At 59.8% G+C, this 22,145-nt stretch carries 16 protein-coding genes and 1 pseudogene; 7 read left to right on the forward strand and 10 right to left on the reverse strand.

Features of this window, described 5'->3' with window-relative positions:
• Positions 1-86: 86 nt before the first annotated feature.
• From PSEUDOMOFG3G_RS13565 to PSEUDOMOFG3G_RS13600, 8 genes are all read right to left on the reverse strand, one after another.
• The gene (locus PSEUDOMOFG3G_RS13565; RefSeq protein ID WP_139050284.1) at positions 87-1,292 is read right to left on the reverse strand and encodes an STY4528 family pathogenicity island replication protein; all 1,206 of its coding nucleotides are present in this window, start codon (positions 1,290-1,292) and stop codon (positions 87-89) included.
• Positions 1,286-1,837 (reverse strand): DUF2857 domain-containing protein, encoded by a 552-nt coding sequence (locus PSEUDOMOFG3G_RS13570; RefSeq protein WP_139050285.1) that lies wholly within the window; start codon positions 1,835-1,837, stop codon positions 1,286-1,288. The genes PSEUDOMOFG3G_RS13565 and PSEUDOMOFG3G_RS13570 overlap by 7 nt, the downstream gene beginning before the upstream one ends.
• Positions 1,838-1,853: 16 nt before the next feature.
• Positions 1,854-3,392: a ParB family protein gene (locus tag PSEUDOMOFG3G_RS13575; protein WP_139050286.1), complete on the reverse strand. Its 1,539-nt coding sequence runs from the start codon at positions 3,390-3,392 to the stop codon at positions 1,854-1,856.
• A gap of 12 nt (positions 3,393-3,404) precedes the next feature.
• Complete coding sequence (locus tag PSEUDOMOFG3G_RS13580; RefSeq protein WP_139050287.1) at positions 3,405-4,283, reverse strand: ParA family protein; 879 nt, start codon at positions 4,281-4,283, stop codon at positions 3,405-3,407.
• A gap of 4 nt (positions 4,284-4,287) precedes the next feature.
• Positions 4,288-4,503 (reverse strand): AlpA family transcriptional regulator, encoded by a 216-nt coding sequence (locus tag PSEUDOMOFG3G_RS13585; RefSeq protein WP_139050288.1) that lies wholly within the window; start codon positions 4,501-4,503, stop codon positions 4,288-4,290.
• 113 nt (positions 4,504-4,616) lie between these two features.
• Entirely contained in the window at positions 4,617-5,354 is a 738-nt protein-coding gene (locus tag PSEUDOMOFG3G_RS13590) for a hypothetical protein (RefSeq protein WP_139050289.1), read from the reverse strand.
• Positions 5,355-5,591: 237 nt separating this feature from the next.
• Positions 5,592-6,860, reverse strand: coding sequence for a site-specific integrase (locus PSEUDOMOFG3G_RS13595; RefSeq protein WP_139050290.1), 1,269 nt, complete (start codon positions 6,858-6,860; stop codon positions 5,592-5,594).
• A gap of 154 nt (positions 6,861-7,014) precedes the next feature.
• A complete protein-coding gene (locus tag PSEUDOMOFG3G_RS13600; RefSeq protein ID WP_139050291.1) occupies positions 7,015-7,929 on the reverse strand; it encodes a LysR family transcriptional regulator in 915 nt (304 codons plus the stop codon).
• A gap of 258 nt (positions 7,930-8,187) precedes the next feature.
• On the opposite strand from PSEUDOMOFG3G_RS13600, the gene PSEUDOMOFG3G_RS13605 reads away from it, so the two are divergent.
• The 5 genes and pseudogenes from PSEUDOMOFG3G_RS13605 to PSEUDOMOFG3G_RS13625 all read left to right on the forward strand — a co-directional run bounded on the left by PSEUDOMOFG3G_RS13605 (position 8,188) and on the right by PSEUDOMOFG3G_RS13625 (position 17,259).
• Positions 8,188-9,213, forward strand: coding sequence for a zinc-dependent alcohol dehydrogenase family protein (locus PSEUDOMOFG3G_RS13605; protein ID WP_047226435.1), 1,026 nt, complete (start codon positions 8,188-8,190; stop codon positions 9,211-9,213).
• A gap of 680 nt (positions 9,214-9,893) precedes the next feature.
• Positions 9,894-11,381 carry a hypothetical protein gene (locus PSEUDOMOFG3G_RS13610; RefSeq protein WP_139050292.1) on the forward strand — a complete coding sequence of 496 codons (1,488 nt, stop codon included), beginning with the start codon at positions 9,894-9,896 and terminating at the stop codon, positions 11,379-11,381.
• Positions 11,382-11,429: 48 nt separating this feature from the next.
• Positions 11,430-12,827: pseudogene (locus PSEUDOMOFG3G_RS13615) on the forward strand (PLP-dependent aminotransferase family protein).
• A gap of 91 nt (positions 12,828-12,918) precedes the next feature.
• Positions 12,919-14,565: a phosphoglucomutase (alpha-D-glucose-1,6-bisphosphate-dependent) gene (gene pgm / locus PSEUDOMOFG3G_RS13620; RefSeq protein ID WP_139050293.1), complete on the forward strand. Its 1,647-nt coding sequence runs from the start codon at positions 12,919-12,921 to the stop codon at positions 14,563-14,565.
• A 225-nt stretch (positions 14,566-14,790) separates the two neighbouring features.
• Complete coding sequence (locus PSEUDOMOFG3G_RS13625; RefSeq protein WP_139050294.1) at positions 14,791-17,259, forward strand: UvrD-helicase domain-containing protein; 2,469 nt, start codon at positions 14,791-14,793, stop codon at positions 17,257-17,259.
• Between the two features lie 63 nt (positions 17,260-17,322).
• Here PSEUDOMOFG3G_RS13625 and PSEUDOMOFG3G_RS13630 read toward each other — a convergent pair whose 3' ends face one another.
• Positions 17,323-17,601 carry a DUF1652 domain-containing protein gene (locus PSEUDOMOFG3G_RS13630; RefSeq protein ID WP_047226440.1) on the reverse strand — a complete coding sequence of 93 codons (279 nt, stop codon included), beginning with the start codon at positions 17,599-17,601 and terminating at the stop codon, positions 17,323-17,325.
• A 190-nt stretch (positions 17,602-17,791) separates the two neighbouring features.
• Positions 17,792-19,258: an MFS transporter gene (locus PSEUDOMOFG3G_RS13635; protein ID WP_139050295.1), complete on the reverse strand. Its 1,467-nt coding sequence runs from the start codon at positions 19,256-19,258 to the stop codon at positions 17,792-17,794.
• Positions 19,259-19,391: 133 nt separating this feature from the next.
• On the opposite strand from PSEUDOMOFG3G_RS13635, the gene PSEUDOMOFG3G_RS13640 reads away from it, so the two are divergent.
• Both PSEUDOMOFG3G_RS13640 and PSEUDOMOFG3G_RS13645 read left to right on the forward strand, forming a co-directional pair.
• Positions 19,392-20,297, forward strand: coding sequence for a LysR family transcriptional regulator (locus tag PSEUDOMOFG3G_RS13640; protein ID WP_139050296.1), 906 nt, complete (start codon positions 19,392-19,394; stop codon positions 20,295-20,297).
• Between the two features lie 334 nt (positions 20,298-20,631).
• Positions 20,632-22,089, forward strand: a complete 1,458-nt coding sequence (locus PSEUDOMOFG3G_RS13645; RefSeq protein WP_139050297.1) for a serralysin family metalloprotease — start codon at positions 20,632-20,634, stop codon at positions 22,087-22,089.
• Positions 22,090-22,145: the final 56 nt, after the last annotated feature.

A 22,145-nucleotide genomic window follows, 5' to 3' on the forward strand; every position in this document is an offset into this window, starting at 1 on the left:
AACGCGAAGGTGGTGTGCTCGCATTTTCAGGCAGCGGATCTCCCTGGATTTGATGGCACTGGCATTGGTTCCACACGAGTCCAGTCCTATGTGGGCGCACCGACGCCGCGACAGCGTCGCTTCAGGTTCTCCAAGCAGGCGAGGGCGAGTGGGGAGACGGTGCGGTGACCGCTGCGCAGTGGCCGCTCGCTGGGTTGCTCCGACTTCGGAGCGCGAGGAGACGCGGTCGCTGGTACAGTCGCCTCGGCGCGAGCGGCCCACAAGGTGAACTCCCCTTGGCATGCGCGCTTGATCAAGCCCATCAGGTAGGCGACCGGTTTGCGGATCTCGCCGCGGGCGCACCGCACCGCTGTTTCATTGATGACCGCTTGTTGCTGTTCTGGCTCGAGCTGGCGCATCGCCTGGGTGGCCATGCGCCGCTCGGTTGGGGTTAGGGGTAGATCTGCAGGCCAGTGGGCTCGGCCGAATTCTACCTGCGCCAGTACTGTACTTTTTTTGCTTTTGTCTTTCGGTACTGTACGGCCGGCGTCGGCATTCCGAACCACAGCCGAAATCGGTGCATTGGCGCAGGGTTCGGAATCGACTGTCGTGGCGCGTACATTCCGAACGGGGTGGCGGTTTCCAGGTTCGGGATTTTCTGCACCCTCGCTCAGCAGAGGCAGTGATTGCTGCTGCACCGGCGGTACCGGTGAGGTGAGCTTTTCCTTATCGACCTGCGCGACCTGCGGGTCAGCCTGGATCTCCTGGATCACATGCTGGGTGACATCTCGCACACCTTTAGTGGCGTGGGTGAGGTTCTGCTGCAGCAGCAACGCATAGCCGCCGTCCAGCTCAAGCTGCTCGGCAGGGGTCAACGGATCGCCGTGCAGCACGTAGATGCAGCCCCGTAGGCAACCTTGGGCATCGCGTGAGCGGTCTACCAGGCTGAGCCAGCGAGTGGTGCGTAAGACGTTGAGCGCCCGCGCGATGGTTTCGCGCGACGCTTGGGTGCCGCAGGGACTAGTGGCCAGGTAGGGCTGCAGGTCCTGATAGCGGGGCGTTTTCACTTGGCGCTCGGTGATCAGCCAGCGCAATACCTGCCAGGTGTTGCGCTCCAGCGGTGTCAGCCGGCAATCGAGCAGCAACGCTTGCGGCAATGGATTGTTGTCGCCGTAGTAAATGGTGCGTAGCGGTGCTTCCGCAGTTGAGGCGGCCAGTTGCGCCTGCGCCGCCTGCCACTCCAAGCGGCGCCGGAGCGCGTCATAACACTGGCGCACCACATCCTGCCAGTCGACCTCGTAGAAGCTCAGCATGGCGCACCTCCGTACAATTCGACCTGTTGCCAGACCAAGGTCAGACTGATGTGTTGTTCCTCCGCCAGCATCATCATCGTGTCCAGCGGATCGTTATCCGGATCTTCCTCTCGCAGTTGGCTCCAGCGGTTCCACACGGCATGCTCCTGCGCTTCGCTGAGCTGAACCGGACGGCCGCGGAGGGTCTCGATTTTCAGCACGCGACGACGCAGCGCGGTTTCCGAATGGTCTAACCCAAAGCAGCGGTACATGATACTGGAGCTCGCGCCCAACTTGAGCGCGCGGTTGATCAGCCGCTCGTTCTGCTCGTCGCGTTCGGCCTGGGCGATGAGGCGTCGCAGCACGGTCGTGTCGACCTTGATCTCCACCCAGGCGATCGATGAGTGCGCTAGGTGGGACAAGGTGGTGGGTGGTAGCGACTGCAGGACCTCGATGTCTTCATCGGCCAACCCCAGGGCTTTACAGCGCTGCAGGCGGCCATGGCGGAGCTCATGCAGCACCTGGTTCAACATGGCATGGTTCAACAGATTGAAGGTCGTGGTCATGAGGCAGCTCCTCACGTTAACGAGTGGATGACAGCGTCAGATCAATCAGCTGCCGGGCGTGGCGGATCAGCGTGAACAGCTGCTCCAGCTGGGCGTCGGGTAGTCGTTCAAGGCCGACCGTCAGGGCAGGGCGCTCGGCAGACGGCAGGTCATAGGCGCCGATCAGCAACTGACCAAATAGCGCGGCTGGCAACTGCAGGCGTTGTTTCCAGGTCACATCATCCTGTAGGCGCAGCAGGGCCGAGAGCAGTAGCTGAATGCCGGTGTGCCGCGGGCTGATTAGCTCGCCGTGCTCCGGTGACAGCGTGAACCCCAGACCGTCCGCGTGTGGACTGACCAAGGCGCCGGCATCGGCATACGCGGCAAGGTCGGCCGCCAGTGCGGCGCAGCTCTCACGCAAGGCGCAGATGTCATGCAGTGAAGGGGCACGTGGTGAAGACGAGCTCACTGGTGGCTGACCGATATCAATGCCGTCTGGATGCTTCTCAAAGAGCGTCTCGTCACTCAGCGCTTGGCGTATGTGGGGTAGGCGTGGTTCTTGCGCCGACGAAGTGTCGACGCCACTCCGCCCTTGATCTGGACTCGGCGACTCGATTGATGTTTCAGAGGCGCCCTCGATTGCGGGCGACAGTCTTGCGGGCTCGCCTGCCAGATCTTGCGGCAGAGGTTGAGGGTTGTCCGATGGGGGAGGCGGGATACGCTGTTCCTGGTGCATGTCCAGGGCCAGCAGGCGAGGTGTCTGCTTCAAGATCACTGCCATTTTGGCAATCAGTTCGTCTTGCAACTCACTCGGATCCAGCTCGTGCTGATCACCGTCGAACACCGACAGCACTTCCAACCACAGCAGCGCGAACTGTTGGACGTCACCGAAGTACTGGTTCCAGGTCGACTCCGCTCGGCGCCGCAACGTGATGAGCCGATCAATGGCTGGTTTGCCGAGACCTGCATACAGCACCTGAGGAATGGCCGGTAGCAAATGCTCCAGCGCATCGAACATTCGGCTGATATGCGATTGCGAGACAGGGTATCCACCTTGGCTCAAGCGCGTGGAGAGCTCACGTTGGCTTAGGGATTCGCCAGGCTCCTGAAACATGTCCTTGAGTTTCGCCACCGCCAGGGCCCGCTCGATGAAGGTGAGCTGGCCATGCAAATCGCTTTCGGCCAAGTGCCCGAGCAAGGCATGTGACTCGGATTGCCAGGGACGGAACAGGCAATGGATACGAAAGAAACGTTCCTGACGGGTTTCCTGCCAGAGCTCGCCAAGGATACTCAAGCGGGTGTTGCCGCCGCTGCGGATGATGAAGTGCTGCTCATTCGCCCGGCGCGTGATGGAGGGTGGCTGGTCCAGGCCGCGTTCGCGGATCGAGGTTTTGAGTTCGTCATACAGCGGGTTGCGGATGACGCGCGGATTGAGCTCGTAGGGGCGCAGTTGCTCGAGGGTGACGACCATCGGCGTGTCGCTCACTGGCGCGGCCGTCACCTCACAGCCGTGTTTCTGTGGGAAATGGGCCTGCTGCAGTTGACGCGTAATGTCTTCGGAGGTCGGCGGCTTCATCACATCCTCCGATTAGTCGCGACGGATAAGCCGGCTTTCGGCTGCTGACGTTTGGCTAGGCATGTTCCCCGTTGAGGAACTCAGTTGATCGGTCCACTCCGGGAACAACTCGAGCGCCAGCGCGCGCATGACGTCAGCAGCGCAAGGGCTATGGCTGCCGGGGGGTGGGGCGTGTTCGACGCGATGCACGGGCAGCCCCAGTGAGGCCGCATTAAGGTAAGCCACTCGATCGGGAATCACTGTGGCGCAGAGGCTGACATGAGGATCGGTTTTAAACGATTCTTGGAGGCTCTCCATGATCAAGCGGGTATCACGGCGATTGGCGTTGACCTGATTGAGCAACAGCTTCACCGACGGCAACGCGACACCCAAGTAACGGTACGGCTCCAATTCTTCAAACAGCCCGAGCGTGCCGCGGCGCAGCTCGCGCGCGGCAAGCATTTCTGGCGATACTGGGCACAGTGCGCAATCAGAGGCGAGAATGGCCATCTCCACCACCACGCTGCGCGCGCCTTGGGTATCGACGATGAGCACATCGTAACGATCCTGGAAGGCGGGCAGCAGATTGCGCAGTCGCAGGCGGCCATCGGCCGCATGCAACAGCAGGGTACTGATATGTCCGGCGCGGTCGTTGGATACGATCAACTCAAGGTGTTGAATGACGGTGGCGGTGATTACCTGCTCGGGAGTCGTGAGCCGTTGCGCGATGAGTTCGTAGCTGCCGGCCTCTCGGGGTTTGCACAAGGCGTAGTAGCTGGACAGCGTCGGTTGGCTGTCCAGGTCCAGCAGCAACACTCGCAAGCCTGAATCGGCAAGCAATCCACCAAGATTGGCGGCGACGGTGGTCTTCCCTGCGCCGCCCTTGGTCGAGATCAATGAAAGTACTTTCATGTCGCTAGACTCCCGTCGACAAGCGATCCTGAACCCACTGCTCAATCTCCAGTGAGTCCCAACCGACGGCACGCGTGCCGATACGGCGGGATTGCGGGAACAACCCGGCTTTCATCAGGTTGTAGATGTGTGAGCGTTTGAATCCGGTTTTTTGTTCGACCTCATCACGACGCATGATGTGGCGTTCAGTAAACAGTGGGGCAGGGCTGATAGGTTGCACGGTGTCACTCCTTAGCGCCGGATGGCGCGTGGTGGGATGTGACAGTCAGTGAAGGCCGACAAAGAAGGAAAATCATTGCCAGGCAATGGCGGTCATTGCCTGGCAATTCGGCCTCAGGCCTGTAAGGCCTGGGTCAAATGACGGCGAGCGTCCGCAAATCTCCGATCGATGGTGTGTTTGCTTAGGCCGCTCACCCCGGGAAATCGGAGGGTAATGGCCGCGACCAAAGCCGCCTGGGTTGGGTAGATTGATTGCACCTGACCGCTTTTTGACTTGCCCAGCGTGACCTCCAGCACTGCCCCAACGAGCGTGTTATGCATACCTTCAGACGTCTCGGAGGGCATCCCGCAGGCTTCAAGCCGTGATGACAGCTCCTTATTGACCACCGTGAGTGTCGCCAGCTCTTTAGCGGTTGCTGAAAGTGTTTGTCGCATTTTTTTAATCGTGCGCTGGGCAGCCTCTAACTCTGCTTGCTGCACTAAGTGCGCGTTGAGGCTAACGCATTCGGAATGGTCGATATTCTGGGAGAACAGGAATGCTGGCTTTTCTTCCGGGTAGTTGCGCGCAAACCAAACCCGGAGATCAGAACGGCGAATGGACCAATAAACACGTTCAGCCTTGTCGTTAGAAGTGATTGGACGTCCAAGGTAGGTTGCGGGTAACTCGCCACAAAAGATAGCGTCGTAGATGCGTTCGGCGTAAGCGTGGAGAAAGGGCCATTGCGGGAAATGCTTGAGCAGACTACCGGGGTGAGAGAGATCTACCTGCAGAATTTCGCCTTGGTGGTCGGCGAGGTCGCACCAGAGGATCGCGGCATCGATAGGGTGGTAAGAGCTTCTGATCGAGACCATGACAAACAGCCTCCTGCTGATTTTGTCCTAAAATCGCTGGCAGGGGCTATAGCTCTAGGCCTCTGCCGAGCGAGCAGATTTCCAATATCAATTTTGGATCCAATTTAATGACAGCTCTACAGGGAGATAGTTCGCTACACGCGTTGCGAAGCTTTGATGTAATGCAAGAGGGGCTGTCGATGAACAGAGCTCCAAACAGGTCAGAGCCGCGAAGGGTTAGAAAATCACCCGATTTGGTCAGTTCACGACGGCGAGCGAGGCATTTATGCGCAACTGATCTAGATAGTCGGCCCATTGCTGAGCAGCCACCCGACGTTGTCCTAGCAACTGCGCACGTGCATACACCGCGCCCAGCGCCCCCGGCATACGGTGGGATAACGACAGCTCCAGCACGATCGGGTCGATGCCCAGATGCTCGTGGGCAATGGTCCGATAGGTGGCGCGAAAGCCGTGCGCGGTGATCTTGTATTCTGGCCAGATGCGCTGGTAGGACTTGAGCATGGAAGTCGGATCGATCGGATTGCCCGGGTGAACGGGCGAGCCGAATACCCAGCCGTTGCCCTCATCATCCACCACCCGGGTCTTGCGCAGCTCGCGCAGCAGGACCAGGGCTTGCTCCGGCAACGGCACGATGTGCTTGGCCCTGTTTAGATGTTTGGTCTTGCTGACTACGTAACGCCAGTCGGCGCCGATCAGGTCGATGTCTTCCCAGCGCATTTTCACCAGCTCGCCGGGACGCACCGGCAGCATGACCAGCAGGCGCATCGCCGTGGTGACGATGCCGTCGCAGCAGTCGTCCAGCCGCAGCAGAAACCGGCCCAGGTCGGCCGGCCGTTCGATCGCCGGATTGCTGGTCACCACGTGACGGATCTTCAGTTCCTCGATGTTGCTCAGCGCCACGTTGCGCTCCACCCAGCCACGCCCCTCGGCAAAACCCAGCACCGCGCGGATGATGGTGCGCACGCGTGTGGCCATGGCCATGGTGCGCTTGCGGCGTAGTTCGGTGATGATCGCGGTGATGTGCTCGAGCTTGATCTCGCTGACCGGCTTATGGCCGATGGCCGACAGAACATGGTTGTCCAGCGCGCCACGAAAACCCGAGAGGGATTTGGTCACCAGTTCTGCGGACTTAAAGTTCAGCCACTGTTCGGCCACGTACCTAAAGGTGCGCACCTCGCTGAGCAGTTGCGCCTCGATCTTGGCGGTCTTGGCCTTAAGCGGGGCGATGTGATTGGCCACGTCGCGTCGCGCCGCGCGGGCGATGTCGCGGGCTTCCTTGAGGCCGATGTCGGGATAGCGGCCCACGGCAAACAGATTCTCCTTGCCATGCAGGCGGTACTTAAGCCGCCAGTACTTGGAAGCGGGCTTGGCGGATTTCAGCGACGTCTTCACCTGGAGGAACAGGCCGGGGACTTCGCCGTCAGCGTACTTGCCCGATTGGTCCACCGAACGGACGAAGGCATCGCTGAGTTTGCGCCGGAAAGCGGGCGTATTATCGGGGGGCATTTGTTGGGGGTACCGTTTTCACTGAACTGAAAAAGTACCCCAAATATACCCCCAGAGCTCTTGGAAGCTACTGGAACTGGACGGACGGCAGCGGACAGTTATTTGTTGTAAATTCTTGTTTTCTAATGGTTTTCTGGAATTCAGTGGACTTCAGTCAAAGACTATCGGGATCCCCAAAAAACATCTGAATCCGCGAACGCAACCAGCGCTCACCCGGGTCGTTGTCCTGGGAGCCGCGCCAGGCCATGTGCAGTTCGAAGCTGCGCACCGGAATCGGCGGGTCTTCGGCGCGAACGCCGCCAGCGGCGGTCAGTGCGTCAGCGGTGTAGTCGGGCACGATGGCGATAATGTCAGTGCCCGCCAGCAGCGTGCTCAGGCCATTGAACTGCGGCACCGCCAGTACCACGTGACGCTTGCGGTCCAGTTTCTCCAGCTCTTCATCGATGAAACCGCTCAGGTCCCCGGCGAAGGACACCAGCGCATGGGGCCGTGCGCAGAATTCGTCCAGATTCAGTCGTCCTGGGGCCGTGTCGGCCCGCAGCACTTTGGGCATGCTGCGCCGCAAGACTTTACGCTTGGCGTTGGCCGGCAGATCCTCGGTGTAGCTGACGCCGATGGAGATTTCACCGGACGCCAGCAAGCCCGGCATCAGAATGTAGTTGACCCGGCGCACGACCAGGACAATCCCCGGAGCTTCGGCCCGCAGGCGCTTGAGCAGCATCGGCAACAGCGCGAACTCGGCGTCGTCCGACAGGCCGATGCGGAACACCGAGGTGCTGGTGGCCGGGTCGAACTCCGCCGCGCGGCTGACCGCCGTGGAGATCGAATCCAGGGCTGGGGAGAGCAGGGCGAAGATTTCGACCGCCCGGGCCGACGGTTCCATGCTGCGACCGGTGCGCACGAACAGCGGGTCATCGAACAGGTTGCGCAGGCGTGACAACGCGGCACTGATGGCCGGTTGGCCGAGGAACAGCTTCTCGGCGGCTCGGGTCACACTGCGTTCATGCATCAATGTTTCGAACACGATCAACAGGTTCAGGTCGACACGACGCAGGTCATTACGATTCATCTGGGGTCCTGGCAGATTCAGCAAGCTTGACGTGAGCGGCCATATGAGAACAATGACCGGCATGAATCTTACGGGGAAAGACTGGTACTCTGCACCGGCTAATTGCTTTTTCTTAGGGATAGGCCCTACAAGACTGGGTTCATTTTCTTGCTGCGGAATCAATGACAGGCATGTCGACTATTAATAGCCACTGATGGTCTTGGGTACAAAGCCCGGATAGAGTTCATGGCATTAGAGGTTACTTTGACGAGGTTTGCGATGTCCCGCACGATCCGTTTTCACAAGTTTGGTGGTGCCGAGGTGCTCAAATGCGAAGAGCATGCGGCGGCTCTTCCTGCGCCAGGAGAAGTGCAGGTCCGTGTCGAAGCGATCGGCATCAGCTGGTATGACACCCTATGGCGCCAGAATCTGGCGTCGTCCCAGGCGCGCCTGCCGTCGGGCCTTGGTCATGAAATGGCTGGGGTGGTGACGGCTGTCGGAGACGGTGTCGACGACCTGGCTGTAGGCGACAAAGTGGCCAGTTTCCCTGCCGAGAGCCCTAACGATTACCCGGTGTACGGTGAGATCATCGTGTTGCCGCGTACCGCGCTGACCCGTTATCCCGACGTGCTCACCCCGATCGAAGCCGCTGTGCACTACACGCCACTGCTGATCGCCTATTTCGCCTACGTGGACCTGGCACGGGTCAAGCCGGGGCAGTTTGCCCTGGTTACTGATGCCAGTCATTGCGCCGGACCATCCTTCGTGCAACTGGGCAAGGCCTTGGGTGTACGGGTGATCGCGGCCACCAAGACCGCTGATGAGCGTGAGTACCTGCTGTCGCTCGGCGCCGAAAAAGTCATCGTCACCGAAGAGCAGGACTTGCTGATGCAAATCAACAAGCTCACTGATAACCGTGGCGTCGATGTGGTGTTCGATGGCCTCGGCGGGCCGCAAATGTCGCTGCTCGGTGATGTGCTGGCGCCGCGGGGCAGCCTGGTGCTGTATGGCTTGCAAGGCGGCAACCAGACGCCGTTCCCGGCCTGTGCGGCGTTCCAGAAGAACATTCAGTTCTTTGTGCACTGCATCGGCAATTTTACCGGCAAGCCGGAACTGGGCATCATCCAGGATCAGGTTGCATTGCAGCGGGCGCTGCGTGATATCAATCAACTGACCGCCGATCGCGTGCTGTTGCCGCTCAAGACCCGGGTGTTTCCATTCTCCGAGTTTGTCGAAGCCCACCGTTACATGGGCGAATGCCCCTGCCGTGAACGCGTTGCCCTTCAGGTAGTCGACCCCGCCTGATTCCTCCTCCGCGCAAGAGTCAGCATGGCGACTCTTGCGCTGCCTTCGGCCTGAACCTGCTTTCCTTCCTTCTGCCATTGCCGCTCCGTTCGGCAATGACGCCCTGGTGCGCGGCAACCACGCCTTCGCCTGGGCGGTCCAGTTCACTCAACACCCAAAAAGCGTTTAATCCCCAGAGAACTGAACTGGTTTTTGCCCTCAATCTGTATCTTCTAATCGTTATTTAAGTCCTGATAATTGAACGCTGATTTCCATCTCAAGGAAGAAGTCGTGGCGCAGTACAAGTTTCTAGAGAATCGTCATCCTTCGGGCAAATGTGCATCAAGCGTTAATTGTTTTAACGCCATCAATCGACTGTGGGAAAAACTGACTGGGGCAGGGGGACAATTGAAGTTAGGCATGTTCTTTGTTTTTCGTACTCATTGTCTGAAGGATGCTGTCGGAATCTTCCTAGGACGCAGGGCGGAATCGCTGAAACCCAATGCCTCAGGGGCTTTCAGGCACGTACCGAGGCGAAGCGGGCGAACTCCACAGCTTATGTATCAAATAATTACGACAAGCAAAGCTTGAGCGTATTAGCAATACTCTTTGCAGTACTAGAACAACCTTCCAGATCAACCCGTCGCCCGGTCACGCTATGCCGGTGCGACGCCGATATTTGAATTTCCAGGTATATGGCTATGAGTTCAATTCATGAGCAGGCAATGAATCACGTGTATCAACAGATATTGCAGCGACTGTCAGGTTTTTATTCCCGCGCGGAACGGACGGCGTTGCAGCTTTTGATCCAGCGTTTAATTGTCGCCGCTGGCGGCATCGACCGGATCGGCGACTATCGTGTGTTGACGGTCCAGAACGGCAGCCGGGACAGTTTTTATGTCCTGACCGCCTTGCGGGCCGCACAGTTGAGCATCGCCGGCAGGCATCCGGTGACCTTCGACTTGCGTGTCGCCACGCCACGCCTGAGCGAAACCACCCAGGCGACCCTGGAAAACATCCACCGCTGTTACAGCGCGCTGTTCGTCTACGACGACCCCCGGGTGGAACTGCTGATGGCGGATAACCGCGAGGTGGTGCCGTTCAATCACAAGCAGCCATTGTCGGCGGCCGGGCATGAGGCCAATCGCATGGACACGCTGGTTCTGGGCCACCTTCGCTCGATCGACAGCCCCTTGGAAGTAGGCGATCACGGCTACCTGGCGATGGCGGAGTTCTATCGGCATATGGCTCGCTGGGAGCGCGGCGTGGACTCGTTAGTCAGCAGTGATACGCCTCGCGAGCAAAAACAGTTCATGTCGGGCCTTCGACGTGCCGCCCGCAAGGTCGGCCTGGCGACTGACCCGTCCAGCGGTTTCGACAGTCTCTTCGCGCAACTCGATACCTTGGGCGCTAATCCCTACCTGGGCTTCTATGGTCAGGACCACGAGGGCGCGTGGAAACCCGAGGGGCATTTCGAGGCGTGTCGGCGCGTGAGTCACATCGGTATCGACGACCTGATCGTCGACAGTTCGCAAGAAACCAACTGGCCGCTGTTCAGTGAATTCCTTCGGGTGCGGACCGATGAACTCGTCGCATCGGCGCCGGAAAACGAATACCTGAGCCCACTGCTGTCAGCTCACCTGCATGGCCTGCGGGCCTGTTATCTGCAGGGGCGCAGCTATGAGGCAGGTTATGGCGACTATGTACAACGAGCGATCATGATCATGCATCGCAAGCAGTTGCCCGAGCACGTCTGCGAGCAGGCACGCATGCTGTTCGGCCCACCCACGGCCATCCCCGAGCGGCGCGCCCAGGCCGCCAGCGACGCGCACAAGACCCTGGGGCTCAACGAAACGCAACTGGTGTGCATGTTGTTCGCGCCCTTCGTGGAGCAAGGCGCTGGCCTGGAGCACTTCCTGCGCTGCTGTCATCCCGGCATGCTGGTGGCGATGCCCGATCTGCACAAGGCCATGCAGGGCGCGGCCATTGCCGATCAGGTGGCGCAATGGATGGTCGACGTCAGTGGCCTGTCCATCGATATGCTCGGCAAGCTGTATCGGGCGAGTATCACGCCGCCGGAGCAGGAGCAGGCATCGGGGATGGATGCGCAGCAACCTGTCGATGACATTGACATTGAAGAAGCCGGGCAGGGCGACGATGCCATGCGCGAACGTGCGGCACGGCATTGAGGGGCAGGATTTGACGGATTCATTCGCCACGTCGCCTGGCCCAAACCCATGAAAGGTTGCCGGGAAACAGACTTCGCGTATCAGGCGGTTTATCGTTACCTCACCACCCTGATCAACGAACTGGGCGCCGACGCCCGAGTGCGTTTGCCGTCGTTACGGCAACTGGCCGAGCGCCTGAACGTGTCGATCTCTACCATCCAGTACGCTTATTCGTTGCTGGAGAAGGAAGGGCGGGTCTATTCGGTCGCCAAATCCGGTTATTACGCGTTGCCAGTACCCTGCGTCGCGACGCTGGGCGGCGGTGATGATTTGCTCGAGACCCTGTATGTCAATGCACGACGACCGGGAATGCTGGTACTCAGCGCTGATGAGCCTGCGTCGATGCAACCGCTGGACAGCCCGCTGTTGTTACTGGAGCGTGAGCTGCTGCGTCAGTATCCGCGCTCCTCACAAATGCCCTCGCAGCCTTGGGGCGAGCTGGAACTGCGCACCGCGCTGGCGGCTCGCTACACGTCTTCGCCGGCCCGGTGCTGGAACGCCGACGATGTTTATATCGGCGCTGATCTGCGCGGTGTATTGGAGATTCTGATCGCCGTGCTGGCGCTCAAGGGCGCCACGGTGCTGATCGAATCACCCTGCGACTGGACCGTCCTGCGCTTGCTGCAGGCGGCCGATATCGACGTAATCGAACTGCCACTGCTGGCGGATGGGGAGATCAATGTCGAGCAACTGGAACAATTACTGACGAGTAAAGCGGTCCGCCTGGTCATCCTGTCCTCGGTCCTGAATATGCCCAGGGGCACGCTCGTTCCTGAAAACAACCGTCGCGCCGTCGCGCGCTTGCTGGATCTGCACGGCACATGGGTGCTGGAGAACGACAGCTATACAGACCTGGCGTTCGAAGCCGGGGTGACGCCTTTTCGAGACTTGCTCGACCCGGACCGGCTGATCGTTTATTCCACTTTCGAAAAAAACATCGGCCCCGAGGCCCCCTACGGCTATGTGTTGTCGCGACAGCTGACGCTGGAGTTGCAGCGACATTTCCTGCTACGCGCGTTTCGTCTGTCACCGATTCGCCAGAAGGCCATTGCCCGTTTGTACAGCAACGGACGGATCGATCAGCACTTGCTGGTGCTGCGACGATTGTTGCGTGAAGGTGCGCTCTCGACAACGCAAATGCTGCGCGAGCGGCTGGGGGACAGCCTGCAATGGCTGGAGCCCCAAGGGGGCGCAACGATCTGGACCCGATCTTCGCGACGCGTCGATCTGCGACGGGTGTTCCAGCGGCTGCTTGCGCAACGAATCGTCATTGCGCCGGGGGAACTGTTCAGTTTGTAAGGGCTGTACGCACAACATCTGCGCCTGACCCACGCCTTGAGCGGTTCACACGATCTGGATACTGCACTCTGTGCGCTGGCCGATGCCTTGAGACTTGAGCAATCGTAATGGAGGGCGATGGATCGAACCCATCGCACCACGGTCGAACTGTCAGTAAACTGCATCCATTTTATCGAGCCACTCCATTCAGAGGTTTTGCATGACAGTCAGTCCATTTGCGGGCAAGCCGGCACCGGCAGAGTTGTTGATCGATATCCCGCGACTGGTGACGGCCTATTACACCGGCCGGCCCGACGCCTCGGTTTCGACCCAACGGGTGGCTTTCGGCACCTCCGGTCACCGTGGCAGTTCCTTCGACCTGGGGTTCAACGAATGGCATGTGCTGGCTATCAGTCAAGCGATCTGCCTGTACCGTGAAGCCCAGGGCATCAACGGCCCCTTGTTCCTGGGGCTCGATACCCATGCGCTGTCTACCCCGGCAGGCGCCAGCGCGCTGGAGGTATTCGCTGCCAACGGGGTCACAGTGATGATCGCCGAGGCAGATGAATACACGCCCACGCCGGCGATCTCCCACGCCATTCTTTGCTACAACCGTGGGCGCACCACCGGCCTGGCAGACGGCATCGTCATCACCCCGTCCCACAATCCGCCGCAGAGTGGTGGCTACAAGTACAACCCCACCAACGGCGGCCCGGCCGATACCCATATCACCAAATGGATCGAAGCCAAGGCCAACGAGCTGCTGGCAAGCCAGTTGGCCGGCGTTAAGCGCATCAGCTATGAGCAGGCCCTGAAGGCCGACACCACTCACCGTCACGACTACGTCAACACCTACGTGGCGGACCTGATCAATGTCATCGACTTCGATGCCATTCGCGCTGCCGGCTTGCGCCTGGGCGTGGACCCGCTGGGCGGAGCGGGGGTGCGCTACTGGCCCGCCATTGCCGAGCATTACCGCCTGGACCTGGACGTGGTCAACACCCAGGTGGATTCCACCTTCCGCTTCATGACCGTCGACTGGGACGGACAGATCCGCATGGACCCGTCCTCCAGCCATGCCATGCAGGGGTTGATTGGCCTCAAAGAGCGTTTCGATGTGGCCTTCGCCTGCGACCCGGACCATGATCGCCACGGCATCGTGACGCCGTCCGGCGGCTTGCTGGCGCCGAACAACTATTTGGCGGTGTCCATCGACTACCTGTTCCAGAACCGGCCACAGTGGCGTGCCGATGCCGCCGTGGGCAAGACGGTGGTCAGCAGTGGTCTGATCGATCGCGTGGCCCAGCGCCTGGGTCGGCGTCTGTATGAAGTGCCGGTAGGCTTCAAGTGGTTTGCCGACGGCTTGTTCGACGGTTCCTTGGGCTTTGGTGGCGAAGAAAGTGCCGGCGCCTCGTTCCTGCGCAAGGACGGCGGAGTGTGGAGTACCGACAAGGACGGTCTGATCCCAGCGTTGCTGGCGGCCGAAATGACCGCGCGCACCGGTCGCGACCCAAGCCAGGCCTACCGTGCCCTGACCGATGAACTGGGTGAGCCGTTCTCCGTGCGCGTCGATGCCAAGGCCAGCCCGCAACAAAAGGCGCTGCTGAGCAAGCTGGCACCGGAGCAGGTTGCCTCCACTGAGTTGGCCGGGGAGACCATCCAGAACATCCTCAGCCATGCACCGGGCAATGACCAGGCCATTGGCGGCCTGAAGGTCATGACTGAAAACGGCTGGTTCGCCGCGCGGCCATCAGGCACTGAAGACATCTACAAGATCTACGCCGAAAGCTTCATCGGTGATGAGCACCTCAAGCAATTGGTGGTCGAGGCGCAGGCATTGGTCGATGGAGCCATTTCCAGTCAGTGATTCAAAACCCATCGCGAGCAGGCTCGCCCCACATTGGCGCTACGGTGCACGCTGGCCTCTGTGGGAGCGAGCCTGCTTAAGGTGGGTCGGGCGACACTGATGGCCATGTGCGACAGCACTTTCACTTCATCGCCTAAATCCATGACTTAAAAGCTTTTGAGTGGAATCCGCTGGCAAATACAGACACCATAGCCGCCATGGTTCTGAACACCGGAGTCCCCCAGCGTGTCGCAACACACTCCCGATCTTCCCCCCGAACTTCTGCCCCTGGCCCAGATGCCTTTGCTCAAGCGCCTGGCCGCGCGTTTTCTGGGTCATGGCCTGACGCGACTTCGAGCCCAGCATCGGGCCTCCTGGCTACACGGCCAGGCCGATGGCTTTCGCAGCGGGCATAGCGCCGGTTTTGACTACGGCTATAAGGAAGGCAAAGCCGATGGACTGGAAGAGGGCCGGCAGGTCCTGCTGATCCGAGATTTCCGAAGCACCGAGCACCCGGCACCGAAAGTCGATGAGTTGTTGTTCGATGACTGGCGCCTGCCCTTGACCTCCGAACTCAAGAAGCGCATCAAGGCCGATGTTGCCCGATTGCTTCCCGCTCACGCCCAGCCGAGCGCCGCGCAGTGGAAAATGATCCTGAGCGATACGCCGTCTACCTCGGTCGTCGCGGGCGCAGGCGCCGGGAAATCCACGACCCTGGTGCTACGCCTTGTGCTGCTGTCCCACTACCTGGGTTTTGAGTTGGATTCGATGACCGTGGTGACCTTCACGCGGGAATCGCGCAAGGACTTCATTCACAAGCTCATTGAAGTTTTTGCCCTATGGGGGCGGACAATCAGCCTCAAGGAAGCTCGCGATCTGGTGCGGACCTTCCATTCACGCATCTTGCCCATGGTGCGCAGTCTGCCCGGGTTTGAGCGGCTCCAGGCGTTTGAAACCCTGAGCCATCGTAACGAAACGGCTGATGATGAAGCCCAGGGCAATCCCTTTGAGCTGCGCATCAACGATGCTCAGCGCCAACAGCTCAATGCCTGCTATCACGATCTTTATCAACGCGATGAGCGTTTTCGCGAACTGATCAAACCGATGTCCCGGCACGCCTTGCAGCTCAGGGAGCTGGAATGCGACCATCCCGATGTGCAGAAACGGGTGGCCGTGACCGAACTGGCCGCCCAGCGCGATGAAGAGTTGTGCGATGCGATCGAAGACCTGTGGTTTCGCGCCGGTGCCTGGCCGATCAAGGGCATCGAGCCAAAGCGTCAGGCCTTCCAGATCAACGGTGCGACGTTTCATTGCCACGGCTACGTTCCGACTCTGGACGCCTGGGTGATGCTGGGTTTCGACCCGCGGGAAGATGCCCGGCTCAGCCGGCCCGGCGCCAAGCTGAGTATCCGCGCAGAGTGGGCGGTAAAGCGTACCCTGTTTCAAGCTTTCTGCTCTAAGCCATTGATATGGCTAGATAGTTATGAGGCGTCAAAGCGTGTACTGAGCGTGTTGGCCGGGGATGCCAGCGCAGGCCCTGGGTTCGATTACAAGGTAAAAGGCGAACTGGGTTCGGCACCGTTGCTGGATTGTTTCGTCGCGGCTGCCGGCTTTATCGAGAACCTGGGTCTGGACGTCCCGGACGCCGTGGGCCGGATGTGTTTTGCCCAGGATGACCCGGATCGTTATTTCTTTGAGGCCCTGAGTCGCTACTGGCGAGCATTTGAAGACCACCTGCTTGACCAGTCGCCGCCCGTCATGACCTATAACCGAATGTTCGCGTTGTTCAGTGAGCACTCCCCAGAGAACTTCAAGCTGCTGAGCGATGCGACATTGCGTCCTCTGTCGCACTTGATGATCGACGAGTTTCAGGATGTCTCGCCGCAGATTGTTTCCTGGCTTCGCGCCAGCCTGCGGGAAGTGCGCAGCCGCGGCCCTGCCATGCATGTCGGCCGAGGCGCCCAGCGTTCCTCCTTGCTGTGCGTGGGTGATGACTGGCAATCGATCTACGGCTGGCGCGGCAGTTCACCCAGTTATTTCATGGCGTTCAACAAACAGTTTCCTTCACCGGCAAACACCCGGGTCATGCTCACCGATAACTACCGCAGCCACCAGCACATCATTGACGCCGCCGAACACGTGGTGCGTTCGGCTGCGGCGATTCCCGGCAAAAAGGCCAAGGCCAGCGGCACGCCTCGAACCTTGAGCCCGGTCAATGTGTTGGACAGAGACGACGAAGGCTTGGCCAAGCGCCTGGACGAGCACTACCGCAAGGGCGATTCAATCTTGATGCTCTATCGAAAAAGCAGCGATAAGTTATTGATTGAAAATCATATCCAATCAACAGTTAATGTGGATTCTAGCTTGCCGTACCCGGCAAGACGCCTCCGGCAGATGACCTACCATAGCGCCAAGGGGCTTCAGGCCGACGCGGTGTTTTTGCTCGGTGACTGCCAGCACTCCACCAGTTCCCCCTACAAGAATCAGGTCTACCGAATGGCCGGGCTTGGCCAGGAGGGTGATGCCGAGCCGTACGACACGGCGCAGAAAGACGAGATTCTACGCCTGGCCTATGTCGGCATTACCCGGGCGGTGCAGCATTGCTATTGGTATGTCGATGGGCAGGACACCCAGGTCAACAAGGCGCCCAAGGCGTCGGATCGGATAGGGACCGGCAAACCGTTCTTTATCGATCATCGCCGCGCCCGCAGTTGAGAACTTCGGGGCACGAACAAAACTGTCAGGCAAAAAGAAGCCCACTGCTGTGGGCTTCATTTTTCAGGAGGCAAATCGTCGCAAGCCAACTGGTGGCACGAAAGCTTCCAGCTCGGCTTCCACCGCTTCGATTATTCGCTCCACGTCAGGGGCGTTCATCACTGTCGCGCAGGGGATGCCCGCAATCGCGATCATAGTCTCGCCGCTGGCACGGTCAAACAGCCGGGCGACCATACTGCCCGGTGCGTCCATGCTGGCCTCGAATCCCATGGGATGAAAATGCCAGCGCATCAACTGGCAGGCGTTGGGAAACGTAACCTTGCTGAAAGATCCTCTATTCATCTGTTGCCCACCTTCTTCATCAAGCGCTTCCGTTTGCTCATAGTCAGGAAGGAAGAGCCATCATGGCTCTACCAGTGAGAACTAAAAATAGCACCTGAAAATGAATGTCATGTGGCTTTTTTCAGGTCGTTTGGCGATTGGTTCACTTTTTTTGATCTGCATCACGACTTATGCCGTTTTGATCAGGGCCTCACTTTCTATGGGCGAAGATGTCATCACGCCCATCCAGAGGCTCTGGTTCACGGCATTTCAAGACAACGACCCAAGCCAGCAACATCAAATACGTGGCAACGATGAAGGTGAGATGCAAGCCATTTACCACTGCTTCGGAAGCTGCCTGGGCGATACCATTCGTCGGTACAGAGAGCGCAAACACCGCACCGAGCGCCGATGCTCCGGTAAAGAAACCCATATTACGCGACAGATTGAGCAGCCCTGAGATGACGCCGCGCTTGCCCGCGGGCACGTCCGCCATCACCGTTGTGTTGTTGGCCGTCTGGAACAGCGCATAGCCAAGGGTCGTTACCGCGATAGCGGCGACATAGCCGCCCACACCGAGGGTCGGTGACATCAACGACAGCATCAGGCAGCCGAGAATCATGATCAGCAGCCCAACGAGTCGCACGGGGCGCACGCCAAAGCGGTCCACCAGGCGCCCGGCAGGCACCCCCGTCAGGGCAGCGACCGACGGTCCTGCCGCCAACACCAACCCCACCAGCGCGGCAGGCAGCCCAAGGGCGACGGATAGATAAAAAGGCCCCACCAGCAGCGTCGCCATCATGACCGTTGCCACCAGAGCACTGGTCACCAGCCCGGCAACCAGCGACCGGTCCCCAAACACCCCCAAGGGAATCAACGGCGACGCGACCCACCGTTGGGCCATGACAAACAGACCGCCGCCCAGGATCGCCATCAGCAACAGCGCAATGTTCGGCCAGCCGAAGTCGCCTCGGCCCAACGTCGTGGCCAATGCATAGGCAGCAAGCGTCGCCGCCAATAACAGCGTACCCAGGGTGTCGAAGCGGGGGCGCGCGACCGATCCCTCCGGTTGCCGAGCCGGCAGTGAACGCCTGGCCAGTCCGAACGCCAGCAGTCCAAGCGGAACGTTAATCAAAAATAGCGCCTGCCAACCGAAACCGCTGATAAGTGCACCACCCAGAGAGGGGCCAAGGGCGGTGCCCACCGCAGATAGGGTGCCCAACAGCCCCATCGCGCTACCGGTCTTTTCCTTGCTGACGGTTTCACCCACCAGGGCCAAAGTCAGCGTCATCATGATCGCCGCTCCCAAGCCCTGTAACGCCCGACCAGCGACCAACAGCCAAAGCGAGGGCGCCATGCCGCAAAACGCCGACGCGAGGGTGAACAGCACGATCCCGGCCAATAGCAACCTTCCACGCCCGAGCAAATCGCCCAATTTTCCGAGGCTGACAATCAAGGTGGTAATCGCCAGTAAATAGGCGAGAACGACCCACTGAACCTGCTGGAAGGAGGCCTCGAACGCATGGGCCAGCGTCGGCAAACCGACCGTCACCACGCTGGCGCCCAAGGAGGCCAGCAAGGTCGACAGTGACAGGCTGGCCAAGGCCCAGCGCGGTGAAAAGACCCGCTGGGTGCCCGTCGCGCTCGACAGGCTGGATTGGGTATTGGCTGGTTTCATCATGTCCCCTGACTCTGACGCTCTGAAAATGGAGCTGTCAGAACGGTACGCCCGGGCATAACATGGCGGAAGACGCATGGATTGCACTTTATAACTGCATGCAGCGCCACCTATTCCAACCCAGGACTGCGCCATGTCCACACCCGACCTCAATCTGCTGATTACCCTCGACGTCTTGCTGGCGGAAGGCAGCGTGGCCCGAGCCGCTCGGCGACTGCGACTCAGCCCCTCGGCCATGAGCCGGGCGCTGGCGCGGTTGCGCGAAACCACGGGTGATCCACTGCTGGTTCGGGCTGGGCGCGGCCTGGTGCCCACACCCCGCGCCTTGGCGTTACGCGAGCAGGTCAGCCAACTGGTGCAGGATGCCCAAGCGGCGCTGCGGCCGTCCCAGGTGCCGGATCTGCGCCGGCTGAGCCGCACCTTCACGCTGCGCACCCGGGAAGGGTTTGTTGAAAACTTCGCCATCGACTTGATTGCCCGTATCAGCGAACAGGCGCCCGGTGTACGCCTGCATTTCCTGGACAAGGCCGACAAGGACAGTACGGCGTTGCGAGAGGGCACCGTGGACCTGGAAACGGCGGTCGTGGACAAGGACACCAGCCCGGAGCTACGAACCCAGGCGTTGTTCACTGATCGCCTCATTGGCGTGGTGCGCGCGGATCATCCGCTGAGCCAGGCCGAGGTGTGTGCCGCCGGTTATGCAGCGGGCGAGCACATCGGCGTTTCCTTACGGGGCCTGGACCACAGCGCCCTCGATCAAGCCTTGCGGTCCTTGAACCTGACACGGCAGATCGCGATCACCGTCCCGGGCTTCTCCACTGCGCTGGGCCTTGCCCGGTCCAGCGACCTGATCGCCAGCGTGCCTGAGCGCTATACCACCCGCCTGCGTGCCGGCATGCACAGCTTTGCGCTGCCGTTTGCGGTGCCGACATTCACGATTTCCATGCTTTGGCACCCCCGAATGGATGCAGATCCTGTGCACCGCTGGTTTCGTGGTTGTCTGCGGGAAGTGTGTTCCGGCAAAACCGTAGAGATTTAGAGGCCATTAATTAGTAGCGTTTCGCTGGCACTTAGTTGCTAAAAGTGCGACGTGATTGGCAAATAGGTGGATAACCTCATTTAATATTTAAATAGAGTTTTGTCCTACAATCTTTAATGTCGCCGGCGAAATACCTGTACTAACGGGGCGCCGTGTATCTTTTGCCGTTGTTGAAGGTGAGAGTGTGTAAAAGGGTCAAAAAAATTCGCTGGACGTTTGATTTCCAATTGTGTCAGTTTTCTTGCGTCCTCAATTGGGCGAGTGATAGGACGCTCTCGCCAGAGATTGTTCTATCTGACAAAAACTGTTCCATTGCAAACAAGGAAGTGTGTTTATGTCGAAAGTCAAAACCAGCGCTATTGATTCTGCCGAACAAATGCTCTGGGCGCCGCAGTCACTGGCGGCGGCCAGCAGTGAATTCAATCAGATCAATAGTTTCAGCCACCAATACGATCGGGGTGGCAACCTGACCGTCAATGGCAAACCGTCGTACTCGGTGGACGAAGCTGCCACCCAGTTGCTGCGCGACGGTGCGGCTTACCAGGACCGGGACGCCAGCGGCAAGATCGAGTTGACCTACACGTTCCTGACCTCTGCCTCCTCGAGCACCATGAACAAGCACGGCATCAGCGGTTTCAGCCAGTTCAGCGCGCAACAGAAAGGCCAGGCGGTCCTGGCCATGCAGTCCTGGGCGGACGTGGCCAATGTCACGTTCACTGAAAGGGCCAGCGGTGGCGACGGCCACATGACCTTCGGCAACTACAGCAGCGGCCAGGACGGCGCCGCGGCATTTGCCTATCTGCCCGGCACGGGCGCCGGTTATGACGGAACCTCCTGGTACCTGATCAACAGCCGCTACACCCAGAACAAGAATCCGGAACTGAACAATTATGGCCGCCAGACCCTGACCCATGAAATCGGTCACAGCCTGGGCCTGGCGCATCCTGGCGACTATAACGCCGGTGAAGGCAGCCCGACCTACGATGACGCCACCTACGGTCAGGACACCCGTGGCTACAGCCTCATGAGTTACTGGAGCGAAACCAACACCAGCCAGGACTTCAGCAAGGGCGGCGTCGAAGCCTATGCCTCGGGTCCGCTGATGGATGACATTGCGGCCATTCAGAAGCTCTACGGTGCCAACACCAGCACCCGGGCCGGCGACTCGACCTACGGCTTCAACTCCAACACCGGTCGCGACTTCTACAGCGCATCCTCGTCTTCGGACAAAGTGGTGTTCTCGGTATGGGACGCCGGTGGCCGCGATACCCTGGATTTTTCAGGCTTCACGCAGAACCAGAAGATCAACCTCAATGGCGCCTCGTTTTCCGACGTTGGCGGCATGGTGGGTAACGTTTCCATCGCTCAGGGGGTGACCATCGAGAATGCCATTGGCGGCTCGGGCAGTGACTTGCTCATCGGCAACTCCGTGGCCAACGAACTCAAAGGCGGCGCCGGCAACGACATCCTCTGGGGCGCGGGCGGTGCCGACAAACTGTGGGGCGGTTCGGGCTCGGACACCTTCGTGTTCGCCGCCAGTTCTGACTCACGACCAGGTGCGGTCGATCAGATCCTCGACTTTGTCAGCGGCCTGGACAAGATCGATCTGACCGGCATCACCCAGGGCGCGGGCCTGCACTTCGTGAATGCCTTCACCGGTGCGGCGGGTGATGCGGTGCTGTCGACATCGGGTGGCAACAGCCTGCTGTCGGTGGACTTCTCCGGGCACGGCGTGGCTGACTTCCTGGTCAGTACCGTCGGCCAGGCGGCTGTCTCGGATATCGTGGCCTGATGTCCCCGATCCCGTGGGAGCGGCCAGCGCTCTTGCGGGATCCTTCAGGATTGAAC

Source organism: Pseudomonas sp. FG-3G (assembly GCF_901007645.1).
GTDB classification, from domain to species: domain Bacteria; phylum Pseudomonadota; class Gammaproteobacteria; order Pseudomonadales; family Pseudomonadaceae; genus Aquipseudomonas; species Aquipseudomonas rhizophila.